This window comes from Corynebacterium sp. ES2775-CONJ (genome assembly GCF_024814515.1).
Taxonomy (GTDB): Bacteria; Actinomycetota; Actinomycetes; order Mycobacteriales; family Mycobacteriaceae; genus Corynebacterium.
This window is the reverse complement of sequence record NZ_JANUXT010000006.1, coordinates 18,482-36,791: the sequence shown is the minus strand read 5'-3', so window position 1 is coordinate 36,791 and position 18,310 is coordinate 18,482. Positions and strand designations below refer to the sequence as shown.

Below are 18,310 nucleotides of genomic sequence, written 5' to 3'. Positions count from 1 at the left end.
CCCACTGTTAGGACTCGCTCTTAGGATAAACACCATCTTCGTCTCCCGATGGTCGCCGCCGGACCACCAGCCACAAGCCCACCGTTACGAGAAGAAGGGCTAGTCCAACGAGTCCTAAAACACTAGCCCCCGTCGATGCCAATGCACCTATCGGCGACTGCATCATCCACGAATTTTTATCCTGCGTGATGTCGGGCCTACTAGGCGGATGAAGCAGTAACTGACTAAGTGGCAGCCACCCAAATCCGAGCGTTAGAAAGACGGCTAGAAGTGGCACAACAACACCAGTCACTATGCTGCTTCCAGAGCTAATCTGGGGTGCGTGGGTTATTGCGGTATCAGATTTCAGCGCTGGGTAGGCGCCTAAACATCCCGCCATTTGGGTGTCGGCTGGGCAGTATCCATCCGCGGAGGCATAGATCGTATTCGAAATCTTTGTGCCTGGGAAGAGTGGCGCTTTCACCCGTGCTCGAAAGCTAATATTCACGGTGGTTTCGGGGTGGCCTGCACGAAGCCGCGATATCGTTGTAAGGCCAGCGTCGCTCAAGGATATCGAAACCTCGTTTGCCTCCACGCTGGTGCGATAGTCATTGGCCTCCAGACGGACTGAGCCGTCGAGATTTTCCACCACGATAGTGTCGATGCCCTCGAAGTCTAGGTTGGTATCGAGCGAGTCGAAGAATTCCACTCGGTGAAGTTGGCCGTTGCTATCTACCGGGGGCACTTGGGCGGTGATGCTATAGGCGATAGTCTCACCCCAATCGGCGGTCTCGCGGTCTGCACGCTTGGTCACAGATGGTGGTTGAATTTTCGTTCGCACAGCGGTCGAGGGCTGATCGACGATCACTAGGAAGGGCGTCGACACGAGTTCAGGAGTATCTCCCATCCTGCGGGCGTCTTCTCGCACCTGGTAAATACCGGGTTCGAGACCTGAGAATAGAGCAACTCCGTTATCATCTGTTCGCGCGTGCATCACAGGGCCGGTATTGACCTGCGGATCAGATGTCAGCAACTCAGGGCGTCGCAGAATGAGATCATTCAACTGGCTGGGGTCAAGTTCCCCCAGGCCGAACAACTGGCGAATTGTGAAGGTAGCACCAATAAGCTGCTCTGGTCCCACCACGCCATCGGTGCGCTGGGTGGGATTAGCAAAGGTCTTCACAATCTGTAAATGTCGCGGAGCCTGAGCATGGGCGGGGACTATGACAAGGGCGATTGTAGATACTGCCAGCAGCGCTGCGATGAGTGATCTCCCCAGGCCCAATACTCTTGGGTGTGAGTGTAATAGCACTTATAACTCCCCGTTCATCTGCTGCGTATCCGCCTTATTTCGCCGCCTTAACATAAAGATGACTAAATACAGCAAAGCGGCTAGCGAAATTCCTACAGCTATCGTCATCCACAGCTGCCAAGGGCTGCGATACCGGCGCTCATCCTGGTGATGTGGCACATCTACGCGGCGGCCACGGACGAGCAGACGGTGCGTATTAATACCATAAGGAGTACAGGTAACGAGAGTAAGAAGATCGTGACCTGCAATCGGCCTGATGCTGGAGATATCCTCAGGCAGTACTATTCGAATATCATCGACCTCATAAGCGAGGGTGTCGCCCACTACATCAAGGGTAAAAATATCACCGATTTTTACGTGGGTGAGGTTGTCAAACATCGTTAACGTAGCCAATCCGGTGTGACCTGTCAGTACTGCGTGGGTCCCCTCTCCCCCGACAGGAAGGGCGGTGCCATAGAGATGCCCTACCCCGTGAGCTAATGTTGATGTTGAGGTGCCGTGATAGACGGGAAGGTCAATACCGACTGACGGTATATGCAGCCTTGCCATCATGGAATCTACATTCAGATGGTCAAGGTACGTTTGGTAGCCAGGGGTTGAGGTATCAACACCGTGCACCCACGGATCTGGTGAACCGAACTCGGGCAGATTCTGGTTATACTCTCGCGCTTGGTCAAGCAGGGTGGATCGGTCCTGAGCTTCCATCTGCATTACCTTCTCCGAGTAATACTCGGCCAGGCGATTTTGTTCGCTATTTTTCAGATGCGTAAGAACAACAGGGGCGAGAAATACCACAACAGCCAGGATGATATAGAGAGGGCCTCGCATGCGCACCCGGTCTCGTGCTCTTCGCTGACGGTGACGCATGAATTTCAAGCCCTTCCCTACTTCTTTGGCAGCTGGATCCCGTCGGTGCTGGACAGACGGGATCCACCCCGCTCTTTTAGCTCAGCTTTTAGGCTGTGGCCTTGGAATCACGGCGGGTGGTATAAAGACCACGGGCAAGCAAAGCCAGACCGACAAGGAAGACGAGAACTATTCCCCATGCACCAGTAGATGGTAGCTGGTTGAGGAAGGTTGTCCTTTGGTTCTCCACTTCTGCCGTCAACTCAGCCGGACCGTTCTCGTTCTCGGTCACAACCACTGGAATAACTTCTGGGTTGCGCACAAAGCCTGCGGGAGCTTTGGTCTCGATGACACAGAACTTATTTGCTGATTCTCCCGAACCAGTTGAGTAGGACTTGATAGGGATACCGAATCCTTGGGCTTTGGCCTCATCCGAGACGACCTTGGTCGTCAGCTTTTCTTGTTGCTCTACACCGGTGCTCTGGGTAGCGGTCTTGAGAGCATTACCCTTGAGCGTCCAGGCGCCGGAATCGTTGGTGCAGTGATAGAGCTCGAACTCCGCACCTTCCAGCTCATTAGCTGGTACATTCTCTTCACCAGCAGTTTTCGTGATCGTTAGGTTGCCGAAGGTCGTCCGCGTGGGGTTGTCCTCATCACGGGTGGTGGAATACGACTTGGAGTTGATATCAAAGGTTGCTTTGTTATCAATTCGCCCGTTATCCGGAAGCGAGACGATTGTGGCGTCAAATTCCACAAAGACCTGAGCATCGGTGTGCGTCTTATAGAAAGCCTCGAGCTTGGCTAGACCTTTTTCCGTGAAGTCAACAACTATTTCATCACCGGGATTAGAGCCTGTGGTGGTAGTAAAGTCCTCAGTATCTACCAGCGTTGGGATATCTCCCGCCTGGGCGGTCCGCGCGGCTACGGTCACCTTCAAGGAACCATCGACGTACTGGAGGTTTTCCACCAGATCATCCGTGATTTTGAATTGGGTGAGATTGGTTGATGGGACACGAGAGCTGAGTCGGTAGCTAAGGGTGCCACCCAAGGCGGCTGTGTCATCGTTGACTTCCTTAATCGGCTCAATCTTTTGGTTCTTTGGATAAACCGTGCGCTCATATACCCACTGATCACCATCGCCATTGGGGGTTGGTAGGGTGATGAGGAAGGGTGAGGTCACCGAATAACCTTCGGGGGTCTGAGTTTCGGTCACGCGGTAAACGCCAGCGCCGTTCGCAAATTCGAAAGCGGCGAGACCTTGACCATCGGTTTCCTTGCTTTGCTCAGCTACGCTGTCGTCAGCTTGAAGGGCTGCGATCGTCGCATTGGCATTCTCGGCCGATACGATGTCGTTGAGCTTCTTCCAGCTCGCAGCCTTCGTAAGGTCAAAGGCGTTACCTGCGTCATCTTTGACCTTCTCCACTTTGAAGGTGACCCCTGCTAGCGGTTGGGCGTTTTGCGGTGCGCCTTCTACATCCTCGTACTCGCCGTCATATTTGTAGATATTGAGCTTCACCGTCTGGGTAGTATCGATCTGCGCCGCAGCCTGCAGGTTGGCATCACCAAGAGTTTGCTCGATACTCAGGTTTTTATCTTCAGCGATAGCTGCTGGAAGGCCTACACCCATGCTGGTGCACGCCACGGTGACGGCGGCACACAGGGCTATGGCTCGGGGTTTTAATGAAAGCATCAATATCCTTAAAAATTTATATTTGCGTACAAGATTTGGTAGCGCGCGGACTCATGAGGTTTTCCTATGTCAGTTAAACCGTCCCGCATACGACCGACCATGGTAACTCACCTTTGCTGCGCATCCAAATATCTATCTGCGCAGCTAGATGGACAAAAAAGCACTTCTTGGGTGATCACAGCAGCTCATGGATCTGATAATCCTCTTAACTTTTAGAATTTCTTATTGGGAAAAGCCTCCTTTAAGCACAATGCTAAAAGGAGGCCCTGAGGGAGAGTTTTACTGAGAGGATTTTCCTTGGTCGCGTTCTTTGTCGATATCGTCCTTTTCGACGTCGTCGTTCACACTGCCGGTAATCCCTAACTCGCCGTCGATCATCACATTGCCGGAAATGATGACAGTTCCATCCGCCGTTTGTTCAAACTCTGGGGTCGGCAAAATGTTACCGTCCTCATCGAATCCGGGAGCTGGTTGCTGCTCGTGCGTCGCTAGCTTCTCGGCGGTATCGGTTTTTTCCCACCGTCTCGTCACCAAGGGAGCCATCGCAGCGCGATCATCATTCATCCCTTTCAAAAGCGAGTACATCATGACGAACTGCATGAGGAAGAAGGGCAAGGCCACGATAATGACAACCTGCTGGAGAACATCGATACCAGTGCCGGGAGAAACGATGAGCAGCACTGCCGCTACCGCGCCGATCATCACGGCCCAAGCGATACGATAGGCCGTCGGCGATTGGTTCTCTTCTCCCGTGCACATCATATCGTTGACCATCGCCGAGGAATCGATAGAAGTGATGAAGAAGATAATGACGATCATCAGGGCGAAGACCGAGACCACGGAGCTAAGCGGATACGCTTGCAGGAAATTAAAGAGTGCTGCAGAGACGTCACCCTGCTCCACCACTGGCACAGTGAGGAAGCCTGGCTGAGCACGCTCGATCTCCAGGCCCGCACGGCCAAAGATGGCAAACCAAATGACTCCGAAGATTGTGGGCAAAATGAGCACACCGCCGATGAATTCACGGACCGTGCGTCCGCGGGAAATTCGAGCGACGAACATCCCCGTAAACGGCGACCAGCAGATCGTCCACGCCCAGTAGAAAGCGGTCCACTTGCCCTGCCAGCCAGGATTATCACTATAAGAATCTGTCCAGAACATCAGGCGCGGCAACCAATCACCGTAGATTCCGAAGGCCTCGACCACGGAACGCAAAAGAGTGAGTGTGGGGCCGGTCAGGACAACAAAGACCATGAAGATCACGGCCATGGCAATATTGAGGTTGGAGAGAATCTTTATACCTTTATCCAGCCCACTCGCGACCGAAAAGCTGGCCACCACGGTGATAAGAATGATGATGAGTAATTCCACCCATCCCACCAGGGGTACCCCCCAAATCTTATTGAGGCCGGCGTTGACCTGCAGCGTTCCCAGGCCAACCGAGACCGCGATGCCGAAGACCGTACCAATAATTGCTAAGGCATCGATGAATTTGCCTGGTAGTGAATAGATACGCGGGCCTAAGAGGGGGGCAAAGATTGAAGACAGACGCGGTGGCAGTTTGCGCTTGTAGATGAAGTAGCCCAAGGCCAGGCCTGGTAGCGCCATAATGACCCACATATGGATACCAAAGTGGTAGAACGTGAAAGCGAATGCCTGCTCGGCGGCCGCTGCGCTCATGGGTTCCACATTATTCATTGGAGGGTTGTAAATATGGTTAATGGGTTCCGCAACACCCCAGAACATCAAGACAGCGCCCACGCCGCCAGCGAAGAGCATGGCGAACCAGACGGGGAGAGAATGCTCGGGGTCGTCGTCGTCGTCGCCTAAACGCATCCGGCCGTAGCTGGAGGCGAAGATGCCGATCAGGAAGATCAGCGCTAAGGAAATACCTCCGATATACATCCAGCCTAAATTTTTCAGCAGGGCCGCTGATGCACTGGCAAATATTGGTTGTATCCGCTCCCCAAATATCAAAGTGACGAGGACGAATGCACCGATGGTCCCAGCCGCCATGGCGAAGATTGTCGGGTCAGTGTGAAAATGAAACCGTTTACGAGCAGAAGTCGGAGTGGGATCCGACGTCGCGGAGCTCGGTGAATGTGAAGTAGCGATCGTGCACATCCTTAATCAGATATAAGTACCTTAGAATCAAACAGGTTCTAATACTATAGGTTGATGACGCACTCGTTCATATCCCGCACGTCAGCGCCGACTCCACCACGCACTGCGGAGGTTACTCTAAAAACCTTTAGACCGCCTATTACTCCCAAGATCATAGTTCTATAAAAGCAGGCTCGTATTCTGCCCGGCGCAGTTGGGGCACTGCCTGTGTATTGAATTAAGACTCACCAACAAGCCTGACAAGCTCGCTATTAAGATGAGCACCTCGACGCTCGCCCCCTCAATACTTGAATCTAGAGTGTAAAAGATATCGCTCCGCATCGTAGGTTAAGGATCACTCACAAAGATCTTTTAGATGAGCTTGGAGATAGCGATGCTACGGGCATGCCCTAAGCCAAGCTGAAGTCTGTCATAGTGGGCCAGGCAAATTTTTTGACCCTGGCCAGCCAGAAATGAGGAGCCATGATCGGGGACGGCAGGAATACGACTAACGGGTAAGGTGAGGCAAATATTCTTCTACCTGCAGGGTAAACCCTGACCCGCAGGTCACCTCACACTTAGCATCTCCCTAATATTTCTACCCCGAATGATGAGGATCGAAAGAGAATGCGGGCAGTTACTCGTCCACGCTGACGGTAGGAGCTCTAACCACCTTTGCAGAACATCTCCCATAACGGAGACTGTTCAGGCGGCACCGCTACACATCCTTGTTAGCGAACGAGTGCGGTATAAAGGATGCGCCCATCCACGGCTCGGTGTGCCGCGACCGCGATCCTGGTGAGTCTCGGATTGAGCAGCAGCGCGCGTTCACCAGGGACACTGTTCCACTGGTGGAAAGCTTGACCACTGAGCACGCCAGGGGCGCTAGCGATAAGTTCACCACTGGTAATACCGACGCTTGGCTGGAACTGATTATGCGCCATCCATTGACTATGCCCGCGTGCCTGTTGATACAAGACGTCATCGAAGACGAGCGGATAGAGGCCGCGGCGTGTGCGCTCTTGGTTAATGAGCGCTATGGTCACCGCTTCATCCGTGCGCTGATCATAAGGTGGCAGCGGCCGTGCTGGGCTCATGCGTGCTAGAAAATCATCCACGCTGCGTTTAATATGCACCAAAAAGTCGCCTATAAGATCAGTAGATGATCCTTGAGAGGATAGGGCGGGTAGAGGAGGCATCTGTGCGTGGGCGGGGCCAGGCATGATCATCGAACCAGCAAGAGTTATAGCTAATAGGGTTCGGGGAATCCTTGTCATGGTGCAGCTCTCTCCTCATACTGGTTGCGGAATAGGGAATATGGGTACTTATGATACACGTCACTTGCTTTTGAGGCAGTGGTCTACTCTCATGAGCTAGCACCCATGAATATCCGGGAATATCCGGTGCCTTTAAGTTGCTGGCATCTTTAAGCTTCCCGCGAGGAGAAAATCTCGCGGGCTGGGGCCGTGACTAATTATCGTCCGTGCTCAGTGCTGCCACGAAGGCTTCCTGTGGGACCGAAACGGAACCAAGGGATTTCATGCGCTTCTTGCCCTCTTTCTGTTTTTCAAGAAGCTTCCGCTTACGAGAAATATCGCCGCCATAGCATTTCGCTGTCACGTCCTTACGCATTGCCCGGATATTTTCACGGGCTATAACCTTGGCGCCGATCGCGGCCTGAATGGGGATTTCAAATTGCTGGCGTGGAATCAACTCTTTCAGTTTCTTCGTCATCTTATTGCCGTACCATAAAGCGGAATCACGGTGAACAATTGCCGAGAAGGCATCCACTGGATCGCCGTTCAGGAGAATATCAACCTTGACCAGATCGGCTTGCTGCTCCCCCGCTTCCTCGTAATTCAGCGAGGCATATCCCCTGGTGCGCGACTTTAGAGAATCAAAGAAATCGAAGATAATCTCACCCAGCGGCATGGTATAACGCAGTTCTACGCGGTCCTCCGATAAATAGTCCATGCCTCCCATTTGTCCGCGCTTGGATTGGCAGAGTTCCATGGTGCTACCTACAAATTCGGAGGGCACGATGATGGTGGTTTTCACGATAGGCTCCCACACCTCGCGTAATTTTCCACCAGGCCAATCTGAAGGGTTGTGTACGTGAGTTGAGCTCCCATCTTCGGCTACCACACGGTAGGACACCGAGGGGGCAGTGGAGATGAGATCAAGGCCGAATTCGCGTTCGAGGCGGTCTCTGGTGATCTCCATATGGAGCAATCCAAGGAATCCGCAGCGGAAGCCAAAGCCCAGAGCCACAGAGGTTTCCGGCTCCCAGGACAATGAAGCGTCATTGAGCTGTAATTTCTCCAGTGCTTCACGCAGGTCTGGGAAGTTGGCTTGCGAAATTGGGAACAGCCCTGAGTACACCATGGGTTTGGGATCAGCATAGCCTTGCAGAGCCTCTTCGGCGCCGTTTTGGGCCCAGGTAACGGTATCTCCGACCTTGGATTGGCGTACATCTTTGACGCCAGTGATCAGATATCCCACTTCGCCAGGGCCTAAGCCGTCACACTTTTTGGGGGTGGGCGACACAATGCCAATTTCCAGCAACTCGTGAACGGCACTGCTCGACATCATCTTAATTTTCTGTCGAGGGGTCAGCTTCCCGTCGATCATACGAATATAGGTAACCACGCCGCGGTAGGTGTCATAGACCGAGTCGAAAATCATGGCGCGCGCCGGCGCATCAATGCCGTGATCGGTGGTCGGTGGCGGCACCAATTCGGCTACTTTATCGAGGAGAGCTTCAACGCCTTCACCGGTTTTACCTGACACCCGCAAAACATCATCTGGTTCGCATCCAATAATATGGGCAATTTCTTGGGCATATTTCTCTGGATCTGCGGCTGGCAGATCGATCTTATTAAGTACGGGAATAATCTCGAGGTCATTCTCCATGGCTAGGTAGAGATTCGCCAAAGTTTGAGCTTCGATGCCTTGGGCGGCGTCAACTAGGAGGATAGCTCCTTCGCAGGCTTCGAGCGCTCGAGAAACCTCATAGGTGAAGTCAACGTGGCCCGGGGTGTCGATCATCTGCATCACGATTTCTTCACCTTTGTGCGCACCGGAACGCGGCACCCAGGGTAGCCGAACGTTTTGCGCCTTAATAGTGATGCCGCGCTCACGCTCGATATCCATATTGTCTAAGTATTGTTCGCGCATATCGCGGGCATCGACAACATTGGAGTACTGTAAAATACGATCCGCTAAGGTCGATTTTCCATGGTCAATATGGGCGATAATACAGAAGTTACGGATCTTGGAGAGATCCGAAAAAGTCTGCTCCGCGAAATTCTTGGCCATTTAATCCCTTTCTCCAACTGCAATTCTTCTCCCGACTTTACCCCACCTCTGTATACTCTCCCGACTTAGGCCCCCTCGAGATGCTTCAGAAGGATAAACTGAAAGATTATGAAGCCGGATTCCTTAGTGCGACGTATCTTGCGGGCGATCATGGTGAGGCTATTTCGAAGCGACGAAACCTCCAATCTCGATAAGGGCCTGAAGGCTCTCGCCTCTCAACTCGGGCTCACTGAGCGAATCGACGCCCACCACCTTCGCACTCCGGCGCGCGCTGATATCGCAGTCGTCGACACCGCTGAATATCCGCGCGGGCTTATTTATGCCCCCAATATGGATGGCCAAGTCGATCCTGGCGAAGTGGTTTTTTTTACCCGCCCGAGCGAACCGGATTTCGAACGAGCCCTCATCGTGGTGGGCCGCAGTGGGGATAAGCTTTTGGGCCTGATTACCTCCCCTAATCCTGCACATGCGCTCAGTTCATCATGGGCTGAAATAGGGGCAGGGCCGTGGGATGAGACGGGGCGGAATGCCTGGGCCAGGCTTGATAAATTAGTGCAGGTTCCAGAGATCGTGATTAGGCGCCAGGGGGCTGTGATCCCGCCGCGCCGGTGGGAGTCGATAGCCAATCGCTTGCGCCGTGAATTCGGGTGGAAATAACTGCTTACGTGTTCGCTTTTAGTTAGCGGAGGTGGTAAGGTTTTCGTTCGTTGTCCGAAACAACACCACCATGGTGGTTAAGTTCATCTTCGAGCGGTCAGGACCTTGGGATCGCCGCGAACTTCAACTCGTAGCAGCCGTGGTGCACTAAGATATCCGAATAAGAGGTATACACATGGCAAATATTAAGTCCCAAAAGAAGCGCGTTCTCACCAACGAGAAGGCTCGTCAGCGCAACCAGGCAATCCGTTCGAAGGTTCGCACCGAGATCCGTAAATTCCGCGCTCTAGTTGCCGAAGGCGATAAGGCCGGCGCCGAAAACCAATTGCGTGTTGCTTCGCGTCAACTGGACAAGGCTGTTACCAAGGGTGTCTTCCACCGCAATAATGCGGCAAACAAGAAGTCCCGTATGGCCACAGCTTTAAATAAGATGGCTTAAGAAAATCCCGCTGATCCTCACCGATCAGCGGGATTTTTTTAAAATAACCCTGCGATGATTAAACCAATTGAGGCAACTGCAAAAAATCCGCCGGCGATAAAATCCACGATATAGCTAAAGCGATAGAATACGTGACGCACCGGACGAGCTGAGAAGGCCATAACAAGTGTAGAAAAGCCTAGAACGGTGGTCGTTATTATGACTGCCACCACGAGGAGCGCTTGGCCGATATGTGGGTTGGGTGGCAGGAATGGTGCGATAATCGCTGCGAAATAGAGCACCACTTTGGGATTAGACAGATTTGTTGCTAGGCCCAGGCGATAGCAATATTTGAGGCTACCTAAGCGTGCCGCGTGATCAATATCGAGCTGAGTACCCTTCCGGTACTGGGCGAGAGCGGACGTGAGTACATTCTTCGCCATAAAACCCAACCATAAGCCGCCGATAAGTTGAATAGCCCCCATGATCGATGGATAAGCATGAAGCAGGGTGGAGGCTCCCACAACCGTTGCGATCACCCACACCGTGAGCCCGCTGGCGATACCGAGAGTGGCGGCGAGGGCATGCGCCCGAGATTTTGTGGCTAGTCGGATGAGGAGAAATATATCCGGTCCGGGGCTGATCATCCCAATGAGGTTGAGCATGATCAACCCGATAATATCAGCGCTTGTCACCGGAATCGTGAGCGTCAAGGTGGGCTACAAGGTCGCTGAGTCCAAACATTTTTGCGGTGTTATAGGCGCTGGGATGACCGATATGAGGATCAGCGCCGTGATTGATCAGAGTAGCAATGACCTCTGGATACTTCTTAAATATTGCTCCTGCCAACGGGGACTGTCCCCGGTCGTTTAATTGATTTAGGTCCGCCCCCATATTGATTAACTCCCGGACAATATCAGCATGGCCGCTATAGGCGGCTATCATGAGGAGAGTATTGCCCTCCTCATTACTAATATTGGGGTTAAGCCCCAGAGTAACGAGCGTCCTCAGCCTATCGCAGGCGGGCTCGCCTCCGGTGCGAGCGAGGTGAAAGAGCTCGTTGATAAAGGCTTGCAGTTCAGGGTCTGGAGAAGGGGTCGTCATTATCCCCATCTTAGGAATCTAGCCAGCCAGCTGCGAAATTTGACGCACCGCCTGCTCGAGGGCGAAGGCTGGATCTCCCCCCTGACCTTTAACTTCCGCATCCAATTCGGCTGCAATGATCACTGCTTGGCTGATATTGTCTCCCCGCCATCGCCGCGCTAGTTGCGCAGTCTTTTCCAGGACATAGGGGTGCATCCCTAGTTGACCGGCTAAGGAAGGGTGCGGTTGGGAGGAGTATAGGCGCGCAATTCCCGATACTTTCATGCTCAAAGCGGTGGCAAGTGCAGCTGGTTCCACCCCCAGCTGTAAGGCTCGTCGCATACTAGCCAGGGCCTTGAAGGTATCTCCCTGGCAAGCGAGATCGGCAACATCGAAACCGCTAACCTCAGCAACACCCTCATAGTACTGACGTACCTTTCCAGCCGTAACCTCGCCATCAGTATCTGCCACTAGCTGATCTACGGCACTGGAGAGAGCACGTAGATCTGAACCCACGCCTTCAAGGAGAACCTGGAGCACATCGGGGGTGACCTGGACCCCGAGGCGTCGAAATTCCTGGTTTAACCATTGGGTCCGCTGGTGCTGCTTGGGCGCTTCTATCTCATGGACCTCGGCAAGCTTTTTCAGGGGCGTCACCAGTGCTTTTTGCCGACCTCCACCCGAATGGCTAATGATGACATAAATACCGGGTCCGGGATCTCGCGCAAGCTCGACGATGAGTTGAGCGGGTTCCTTACCTGCCTCATCCATTCGGTCGATCACGACGATGCGATCCTCGCCAAATAGTGATGGACTTAGTAAGTCTAAGAGCTCCGCCTTGGTGATATCCCCGGCGCGGATTTGGGTGATATCAATAGTCGTGCCCGTAGGAGCGTGCGACTTGATAGCGGCACTGATCTCTTTGATGGTGCGCTCGATGAGAAAGTCTTCGTCGCCAAGAATGAGGTGGACAGGTTTCATGGGCTCGATTCTAGCTGTGAGTAACCGTCAGGTGCGCGAAAGTACACCGGGATCCCGGTTTGGGTCACTGTTGGATAATCTGCTGACACGTCCTTATGAGAGCGCACGATAATAGCTTCTGTACCTGCTGGGATAGTATGTTGGTCTGTTAGTTCTTGCAGCGAATTCACTTCGTAGGTTCGTATAGTGCTCAGATCTGGCTCTGGTAGTTCATGCTGGGGCAGTGACAGTACTCCAAGTACCAGCGCAGCTAAGGCTAGCACCCACCACGTGCGGCTCTTCGAGATCGCATAGAGTGCCCACAAGGCAATGACAATTGCCCACTTCACTGGTGAGGCTACGGTGATCACGGCTCCGTTGAGATGAGCGGCTATATGTGCGGTAGAGATAATCCAGCGGGCTACGGGGGCGAGCACCCACAGGATGAAATCTCCGATATGTGAAAGGGGGCTTACTAGCTCTCCGAGCCCCACGCAACCGGCGGCGATGAGGCCAAAAATCGTGACCACCGGAACCGCGGGAGCGCAGATAAGGTTGGCGAAGATGCTCACCACCGAGATATGGCCCGCCATGCCTGCCACAAGTGGCATGGTGCTCAGCTGCGCGGCCAGCGCTACGCTGAGAGATTTCCATATTATCGCAGGCCCTGGCATATGACGCAGATGCCAGTAGATCCACGGATTGATCACTATAATTCCAGCCGTGGCCCCCACCGAGAGGGCAAATCCCCAGTGAGTGGCAAAACCTGGGTGGTAAAGCAAGAGTATTCCACTACTGATAGCTAAGGCGTTCATGGGGGCGCGCACAGCGGCGGTCACTAGCGCAATCATGCCAACTGCTCCCATGAACCCAGCGCGTAATACCGAGGCCTCCATACCTACGACGAAAATATATGCTGCCATCACCAGTAGCGCCCCAAATGCGCGCATGCGCGGTGAACAGCGTGCTAAAAGCACGACTACTGCTGTGAGAATCATAGTGATATTGGCTCCACTGACAGCACTGAGATGGGCCAAACCGCTGAGGATAAAATCCTGCCGCAACTGGGGACTCTGACCCGAAATATCACCGAAGACCATGGCTGGAACTAGTGCACCGGCGTCACCGTCAATAATCTCCTCTGCGTGATGACGGAAGATTAGTCGCAGCTCATGGCGAAAAGACAGCACGGGATGCACCGGGGACGCTCGTACTGCTTCCCGCGCGTGGAAAATCAGTGCATCTAACCCCAGGCCCCTCCCATGGTCAGGATAGCCCTTCACCATTGCCAGTTCACCAGGAATAATATTCAAGGGCCGCGGGGAGAATACCGTGATCGATCCGGGGTAGCCGGGAGGAGAAAAATGCTGCACGGCGCCACTGCCACCGACGCGGGCTGAATCGAGGGCACGCATGAGGGTGGGAGAGGAAAAAGAAAAACTCTCTGCTTGTTTGAGACGTAGCGTTGCTATAAAAAGCGCTATACTTCCGCTGCCGCTGGTAAGGATTGCTTGGCCACGATCAATACGGCTAAGAACGATCCCTAAGATGAATAGGATAAAAAGACCGACAACGATAATGAGAAGATAACTGTGATCGTGGTAGCGGGCCTCGAATACTGCAAACATAGCCGCCCAGATAGTCGCGGCGCTGGGGAGAAGGCGTACCTGGCTCTGGGTTTTCATAAGACGAGTTGATCTTTGACAGCCGCAAATTTACTCGGGCCAATGCCCTTGACATCCTGAAGTTGTTCGATAGTACTGAAAGATCCGACGCGCTCGCGGTACGCAATGATGGCCTCTGCTGTTTTTGTCCCGATACCGGGAAGAGACTCTAATTCCTCTCGCCCCGCCGAGTTGAGAGCTACCCGCTTCGGAGTGCCGCCTGATACCGCGGGAGCATCAGCGATCGAGGCATCTGTGTCGGACTCCACGGTAATCTGCATACCATCGGTGAGTCGCTGGGCTAGGTTAATACCTGCCAGAGAAATGGCATTCTCAAAGCCTGCGCGCTTAAGGGCATCCGCTATACGCGCATCAGGATCACTAAAGCGATACAACCCAGGGTGCTCCACGGCGCCGACGACAGCCACCACAATCTCCGTTCTCGGTGGCGCCACTGGTAAAGGGGTGGGGATCGCACCAGTCACACGGAGTACAGGTTGCGGAGCTGGAGATTCGTAGGCGAAAGCTCCCAGCCACACCGCAATGACCCCAATTAGCCCCACGCTCACCACCACCAGCGCAACTAGAGGGCTCACTGTCAGTCGTGGGGTGCAGTCGAGAGGATTATCAAAGGCCAGCTCTTCCTGCGCAGGGTGAGACCGGTAGAGCTCTTTGATGCGGCGTGAAGATATAGAGCCCGTCGGTCGATCGCGCCGCCGAATCGTATCCACAACGGCGGCGGCGAACCTGCCTTCAGACCTAGTAGTGTCCTCCATACCTTCAAGCAAAGAGTAGATCGGCCTGGACCGCGACTTGTGATGCAAGAAAGTCACGAGATCAGTGTAAAACTTCGAACTGGTTTGTTAAGATGGATGAAAGTTCGGTTGAGCCGCTAAGAGCACCTCGCACTCGTATGTCTACTACAAATAGTTCCGCTGGTGACTGGGTCGACATCAAAATCCATAAACTTGTCCATCAAAAGACAGTTAATTCGTAACATCCTGAAGAATTTACTGATCTTTAAAATTCAGTAGTTTAGACGAAACGACCGGTGATAGCAGATGCCGATAGGTGAGCGTGGGGGCACCTCCCAGCCCTAAACTCTAACACCGTGATCTGTTCTCTCTGAACTGTGAAGAAACCGTTTACCAAATCAGAATTATAGAACTCTACGAAGTTAAAGCGATTTGACTGGGACTGCTGGACACCTCTCTTCCAACGTGTACCAGAAGTGGCCTTATCGATCCTTGACATAGAATTAGAAGTCTCCCGCTTGCACTCGAGACTATAATTTATGTGGCCGAACTCTGCTAATCGATATTAAAGGTTTCGATGGTGACGGTTAACCGTGTTATTTAAACTTCCTTGCACGCAGCCTAGCTGAGAGAACTTAAACCTGAATCTGTCTGCACCAGTTCAGTCATCCAGGTTTGGGGGTGGCCCCCTTCAACGAGGAACGATAAGATTTTGCATCGCTCGGTTGGACCAACAGTAAGAGCAATACGGTTACAAATGTAGAATTCTGCCAGAAGTTGTACCCTATACAACTACCCAGGAACTCTTCGCGGATTAAGAAAAGGTATCCCGGGTCGCGCATCGTGGCAACTCCTCCAACGACTGACGGTATTTGGGCACAATAAAAACCTGTTAAATTAGATATTCAAAATTACTATGCGAATATGCTCATATTTCTTCTCCGATAGGGTTAACCTCAGTTCCTTCTTTGACACTAACCTATCGTTCCTATCCTCTTCTGAACACTTTCGACACCGGGTAAATATAACTCCACCTTGAGACCAAGCTTGCTGAGTTCCTCGACAGCACTAACGAGGGATAGTTTGGCCAAAAGGGGAAGGGATTGTAATTTACCACTACTTCGTTCACGGGAATTCGTGTTCTTGCTTCCGTTATTTTTGATGTAAGGCAAGATTACGAATACAACTTTCCGAGGTTTAGACAGCTTGATGTGTGACTTCGATTTTTCTTTCAGTATTTTTTCAGCTTTTGCGAATATCTCTTTATCGTTTAGTAAAGCGATAGCGGAGTTTACGCCCTGACGGAACAGATGACTTATTTCGCCGGCACCGGATCTAATCTTGGTATGTACATAACAACCTTTTTCAATATAAACGTCACAAATCTCAAATTTACTGGTAGACCCTAGGATGACTAAATTTTTATCCAGAAGCGCGGACGCTATAGGAGTCTCCGATTGTTCACTAAGACTAGACACAATACGCCTGTTATAGCTCCCCTCACACTCAGCTTTATCGTCGCTATCTAATTGGAGCTTAGGAAGTTGGTAGCTTTTCGGTAAGTTCATATAGCTTTCGATGGTTTGGTCCAATCTCTGAATGAGATCTTGGTCGACGCTATACCATCTGCCTTCCAAAAGGATTAAGTCAGGTCTTTTTCCTCCATATTTCTCGTCCAATTGGCAAGTATACGCTAATATATTTTTCAATTTGTATTTAACGCTATCACCGCCATCACCGTCCCCAAACTCGGTTAAAAACTCGATATCAGTTAACTCCAGGGTTGATTCCAAACGTGATTCGATTAGACGTTTGATATCTAGATCTTTAAGCTTCGAAAAGTCGGAACACTCCCAATTTTCAGCTACCCCTATAACCCTACTAATTTCTTCGTTTTCATGGGATTCAATCCAGGTTGGCGTGGCGTCACCCGCGTAAATTTTATGTGCTAACTCTGAATTTAATACCGATTGAGGGTGGTCAGCCTCCCCTCCGCCTAGGCTGCAGCGCCACTTTCCGTCCTTGAGATCATATTCTTTTTTTTCGTACACCAGTGAAGACCGGATGAGATCTTTTATCGGTTTTTTCTTCCCTCCGCCACCCGCGGAAACGATTTTTATGGACGTGAGGGAAGAGGTTAAAACCTTGTCAAAAATCGTCTTCAGGTCTCTATTTTCCAAGGGATAATCTAGATCAAATTTCGCATTTGAGCCTTTCACGGTGTATTGACATCTACTAAAAGATGGGTCATAAAAGCTAAAACTTAATTCGGTATCTAGGTTCTTAAGTCGATAGTGTTCTACCAGTTTTTTATCAGCTTTTTCCTTTATTTTCTTGTCAGTAACTAGCTTTATTTTCTGGAACAGAGAAAGCAGATTTGAATTTCCTTTGTCCGATACAGAATCCTCCTGCATTTTCTCTAACTTCTTCTCTATCAAATCTAAGTCTTTTAGTAGATTTTCTGGAGTTCTACCAAGTTTCATATCTATCGAGTTACTCGCACTCACTGAAAATTCTTTACGTACGCTAAATTCTTTATGTACGCTGAGACCTTCTATTAATATCTTTCCTGAGATTTTTTGGAGATACTGCCCTAGTGGATTCACAGCGAATTCATACACGTCACGTCCGACGGGGAATCTGGTTTCGACCGACCGTCTAGCCAAATCCAACTGCAGGGTTTTCATTTGATTTAAACTTTTAACTTTGGTGGAATATATTGCCAAATCTCTACCAAAGGTAGAGTTAATCCTCTCGTACCTCAATAGATAGCGTCCGAATCCCCAGCAGATTGCCCAACAGAAATTATCCTTTCGCGAGCGGATCAGCAAGGCACTTCGTAACGTCTTCTCACTTTCTTTTATACCGATATCAGTCCATAAACCCACGACCTCTGCCCACAAAACATTATCTTTTCTTAGAACTTCGTAGACCAGAAGACACTCTCTCTCATTCGCCCCGTTTTCCGCGCTAATCTTCCCAGGTCTCAGAAGTCGTTCTCTTCCACTTTCAACGGGAGACAGCAGACCCTTTAGTTCTTCCCCTTGTCGGATCTCGATTCGATACAGTTTCACATTGAAAGATTCATTTTCTTGCAATTTAGTTCATCCTTGCAGCCGAGTTGGTGAGTTGTGTAGTAGTTGTAGTAGTAAAGCGCTCAACAAAGACCTGAACATCGCAGTTTTTGTTAGGAAAGGATAACTTAGTACTACCCAAGTATAGCAACGCACATTTGAAGTCGGCGCATGAATTAGCTTTGCGCCGAGCCCAACACTCGAAAATGGATAGGCTCGAGGTATCACTGATCATAATGCGCTTCAATGACGAAAAGGCGTCGAACGCTACCGTAGAATAACCCATCCCAACTCGCCCAAACCCAGCAGGTCACCTGCTTTAGGTCGACGAGATAAGCATGACCCTCAAGGCTGTTCTCTAATAGCGACAGCCTCTGACCTTCGAGGAGACCATCTCCAGCTGGCTAAATCCAGTTTGTATAGTACTTAGATCCAACTCGTGTATTAAGCA

At 51.5% G+C, this 18,310-nt stretch carries 14 protein-coding genes; 2 read left to right on the top strand and 12 right to left on the bottom strand.

The features are described from left to right. Positions 1-7: 7 nt before the first annotated feature. The 6 genes from NXT01_RS08025 to lepA form a co-directional block, all read right to left on the bottom strand. A complete protein-coding gene (locus NXT01_RS08025; protein WP_259079785.1) occupies positions 8-1,291 on the bottom strand; it encodes an isopeptide-forming domain-containing fimbrial protein in 1,284 nt (427 codons plus the stop codon). After that, the gene (locus NXT01_RS08020; RefSeq protein ID WP_259079777.1) at positions 1,292-2,119 is read right to left on the bottom strand and encodes a class C sortase; all 828 of its coding nucleotides are present in this window, start codon (positions 2,117-2,119) and stop codon (positions 1,292-1,294) included. It abuts the gene before it with no gap. A 127-nt stretch (positions 2,120-2,246) separates the two neighbouring features. Continuing rightward, on the bottom strand, positions 2,247-3,827 hold the full coding sequence (locus NXT01_RS08015) for a SpaH/EbpB family LPXTG-anchored major pilin (protein ID WP_259079775.1): 1,581 nt from the start codon (positions 3,825-3,827) through the stop codon (positions 2,247-2,249). A 279-nt stretch (positions 3,828-4,106) separates the two neighbouring features. Then, positions 4,107-5,951, bottom strand: a complete 1,845-nt coding sequence (locus tag NXT01_RS08010; RefSeq protein ID WP_396124772.1) for a BCCT family transporter — start codon at positions 5,949-5,951, stop codon at positions 4,107-4,109. A 710-nt stretch (positions 5,952-6,661) separates the two neighbouring features. Further along, positions 6,662-7,207 carry a CAP domain-containing protein gene (locus NXT01_RS08005; RefSeq protein WP_259079771.1) on the bottom strand — a complete coding sequence of 182 codons (546 nt, stop codon included), beginning with the start codon at positions 7,205-7,207 and terminating at the stop codon, positions 6,662-6,664. 193 nt (positions 7,208-7,400) lie between these two features. Continuing rightward, a complete protein-coding gene (gene lepA / locus NXT01_RS08000) occupies positions 7,401-9,248 on the bottom strand; it encodes a translation elongation factor 4 (protein WP_259079768.1) in 1,848 nt (615 codons plus the stop codon). A gap of 108 nt (positions 9,249-9,356) precedes the next feature. On the opposite strand from lepA, the gene NXT01_RS07995 reads away from it, so the two are divergent. Both NXT01_RS07995 and rpsT read left to right on the top strand, forming a co-directional pair. Beyond that, complete coding sequence (locus tag NXT01_RS07995; RefSeq protein WP_259079754.1) at positions 9,357-9,905, top strand: growth inhibitor PemK; 549 nt, start codon at positions 9,357-9,359, stop codon at positions 9,903-9,905. Between the two features lie 175 nt (positions 9,906-10,080). Beyond that, positions 10,081-10,344 carry a 30S ribosomal protein S20 gene (gene rpsT, locus NXT01_RS07990; protein WP_259079752.1) on the top strand — a complete coding sequence of 88 codons (264 nt, stop codon included), beginning with the start codon at positions 10,081-10,083 and terminating at the stop codon, positions 10,342-10,344. 38 nt (positions 10,345-10,382) lie between these two features. Here the strand turns inward: rpsT and NXT01_RS07985 are convergent, their stop codons facing one another. The 6 genes from NXT01_RS07985 to NXT01_RS07960 all read right to left on the bottom strand — a co-directional run bounded on the left by NXT01_RS07985 (position 10,383) and on the right by NXT01_RS07960 (position 17,883). After that, entirely contained in the window at positions 10,383-11,018 is a 636-nt protein-coding gene (locus tag NXT01_RS07985) for a LysE family translocator (protein ID WP_259079736.1), read from the bottom strand. Then, entirely contained in the window at positions 11,005-11,427 is a 423-nt protein-coding gene (locus tag NXT01_RS07980; RefSeq protein ID WP_259079734.1) for an ankyrin repeat domain-containing protein, read from the bottom strand. The genes NXT01_RS07985 and NXT01_RS07980 overlap by 14 nt, the downstream gene beginning before the upstream one ends. Before the next feature lie 18 nt (positions 11,428-11,445). Continuing rightward, positions 11,446-12,387, bottom strand: a complete 942-nt coding sequence (holA, locus tag NXT01_RS07975) for a DNA polymerase III subunit delta (protein ID WP_259079732.1) — start codon at positions 12,385-12,387, stop codon at positions 11,446-11,448. Continuing rightward, complete coding sequence (locus tag NXT01_RS07970; RefSeq protein ID WP_259079724.1) at positions 12,384-14,051, bottom strand: ComEC/Rec2 family competence protein; 1,668 nt, start codon at positions 14,049-14,051, stop codon at positions 12,384-12,386. The genes holA and NXT01_RS07970 overlap by 4 nt, the downstream gene beginning before the upstream one ends. Continuing rightward, positions 14,048-14,863 carry a ComEA family DNA-binding protein gene (locus tag NXT01_RS07965; protein ID WP_259079722.1) on the bottom strand — a complete coding sequence of 272 codons (816 nt, stop codon included), beginning with the start codon at positions 14,861-14,863 and terminating at the stop codon, positions 14,048-14,050. The genes NXT01_RS07970 and NXT01_RS07965 overlap by 4 nt, the downstream gene beginning before the upstream one ends. A gap of 896 nt (positions 14,864-15,759) precedes the next feature. After that, entirely contained in the window at positions 15,760-17,883 is a 2,124-nt protein-coding gene (locus NXT01_RS07960) for a DUF6119 family protein (protein ID WP_259079720.1), read from the bottom strand. Positions 17,884-18,310: the final 427 nt, after the last annotated feature.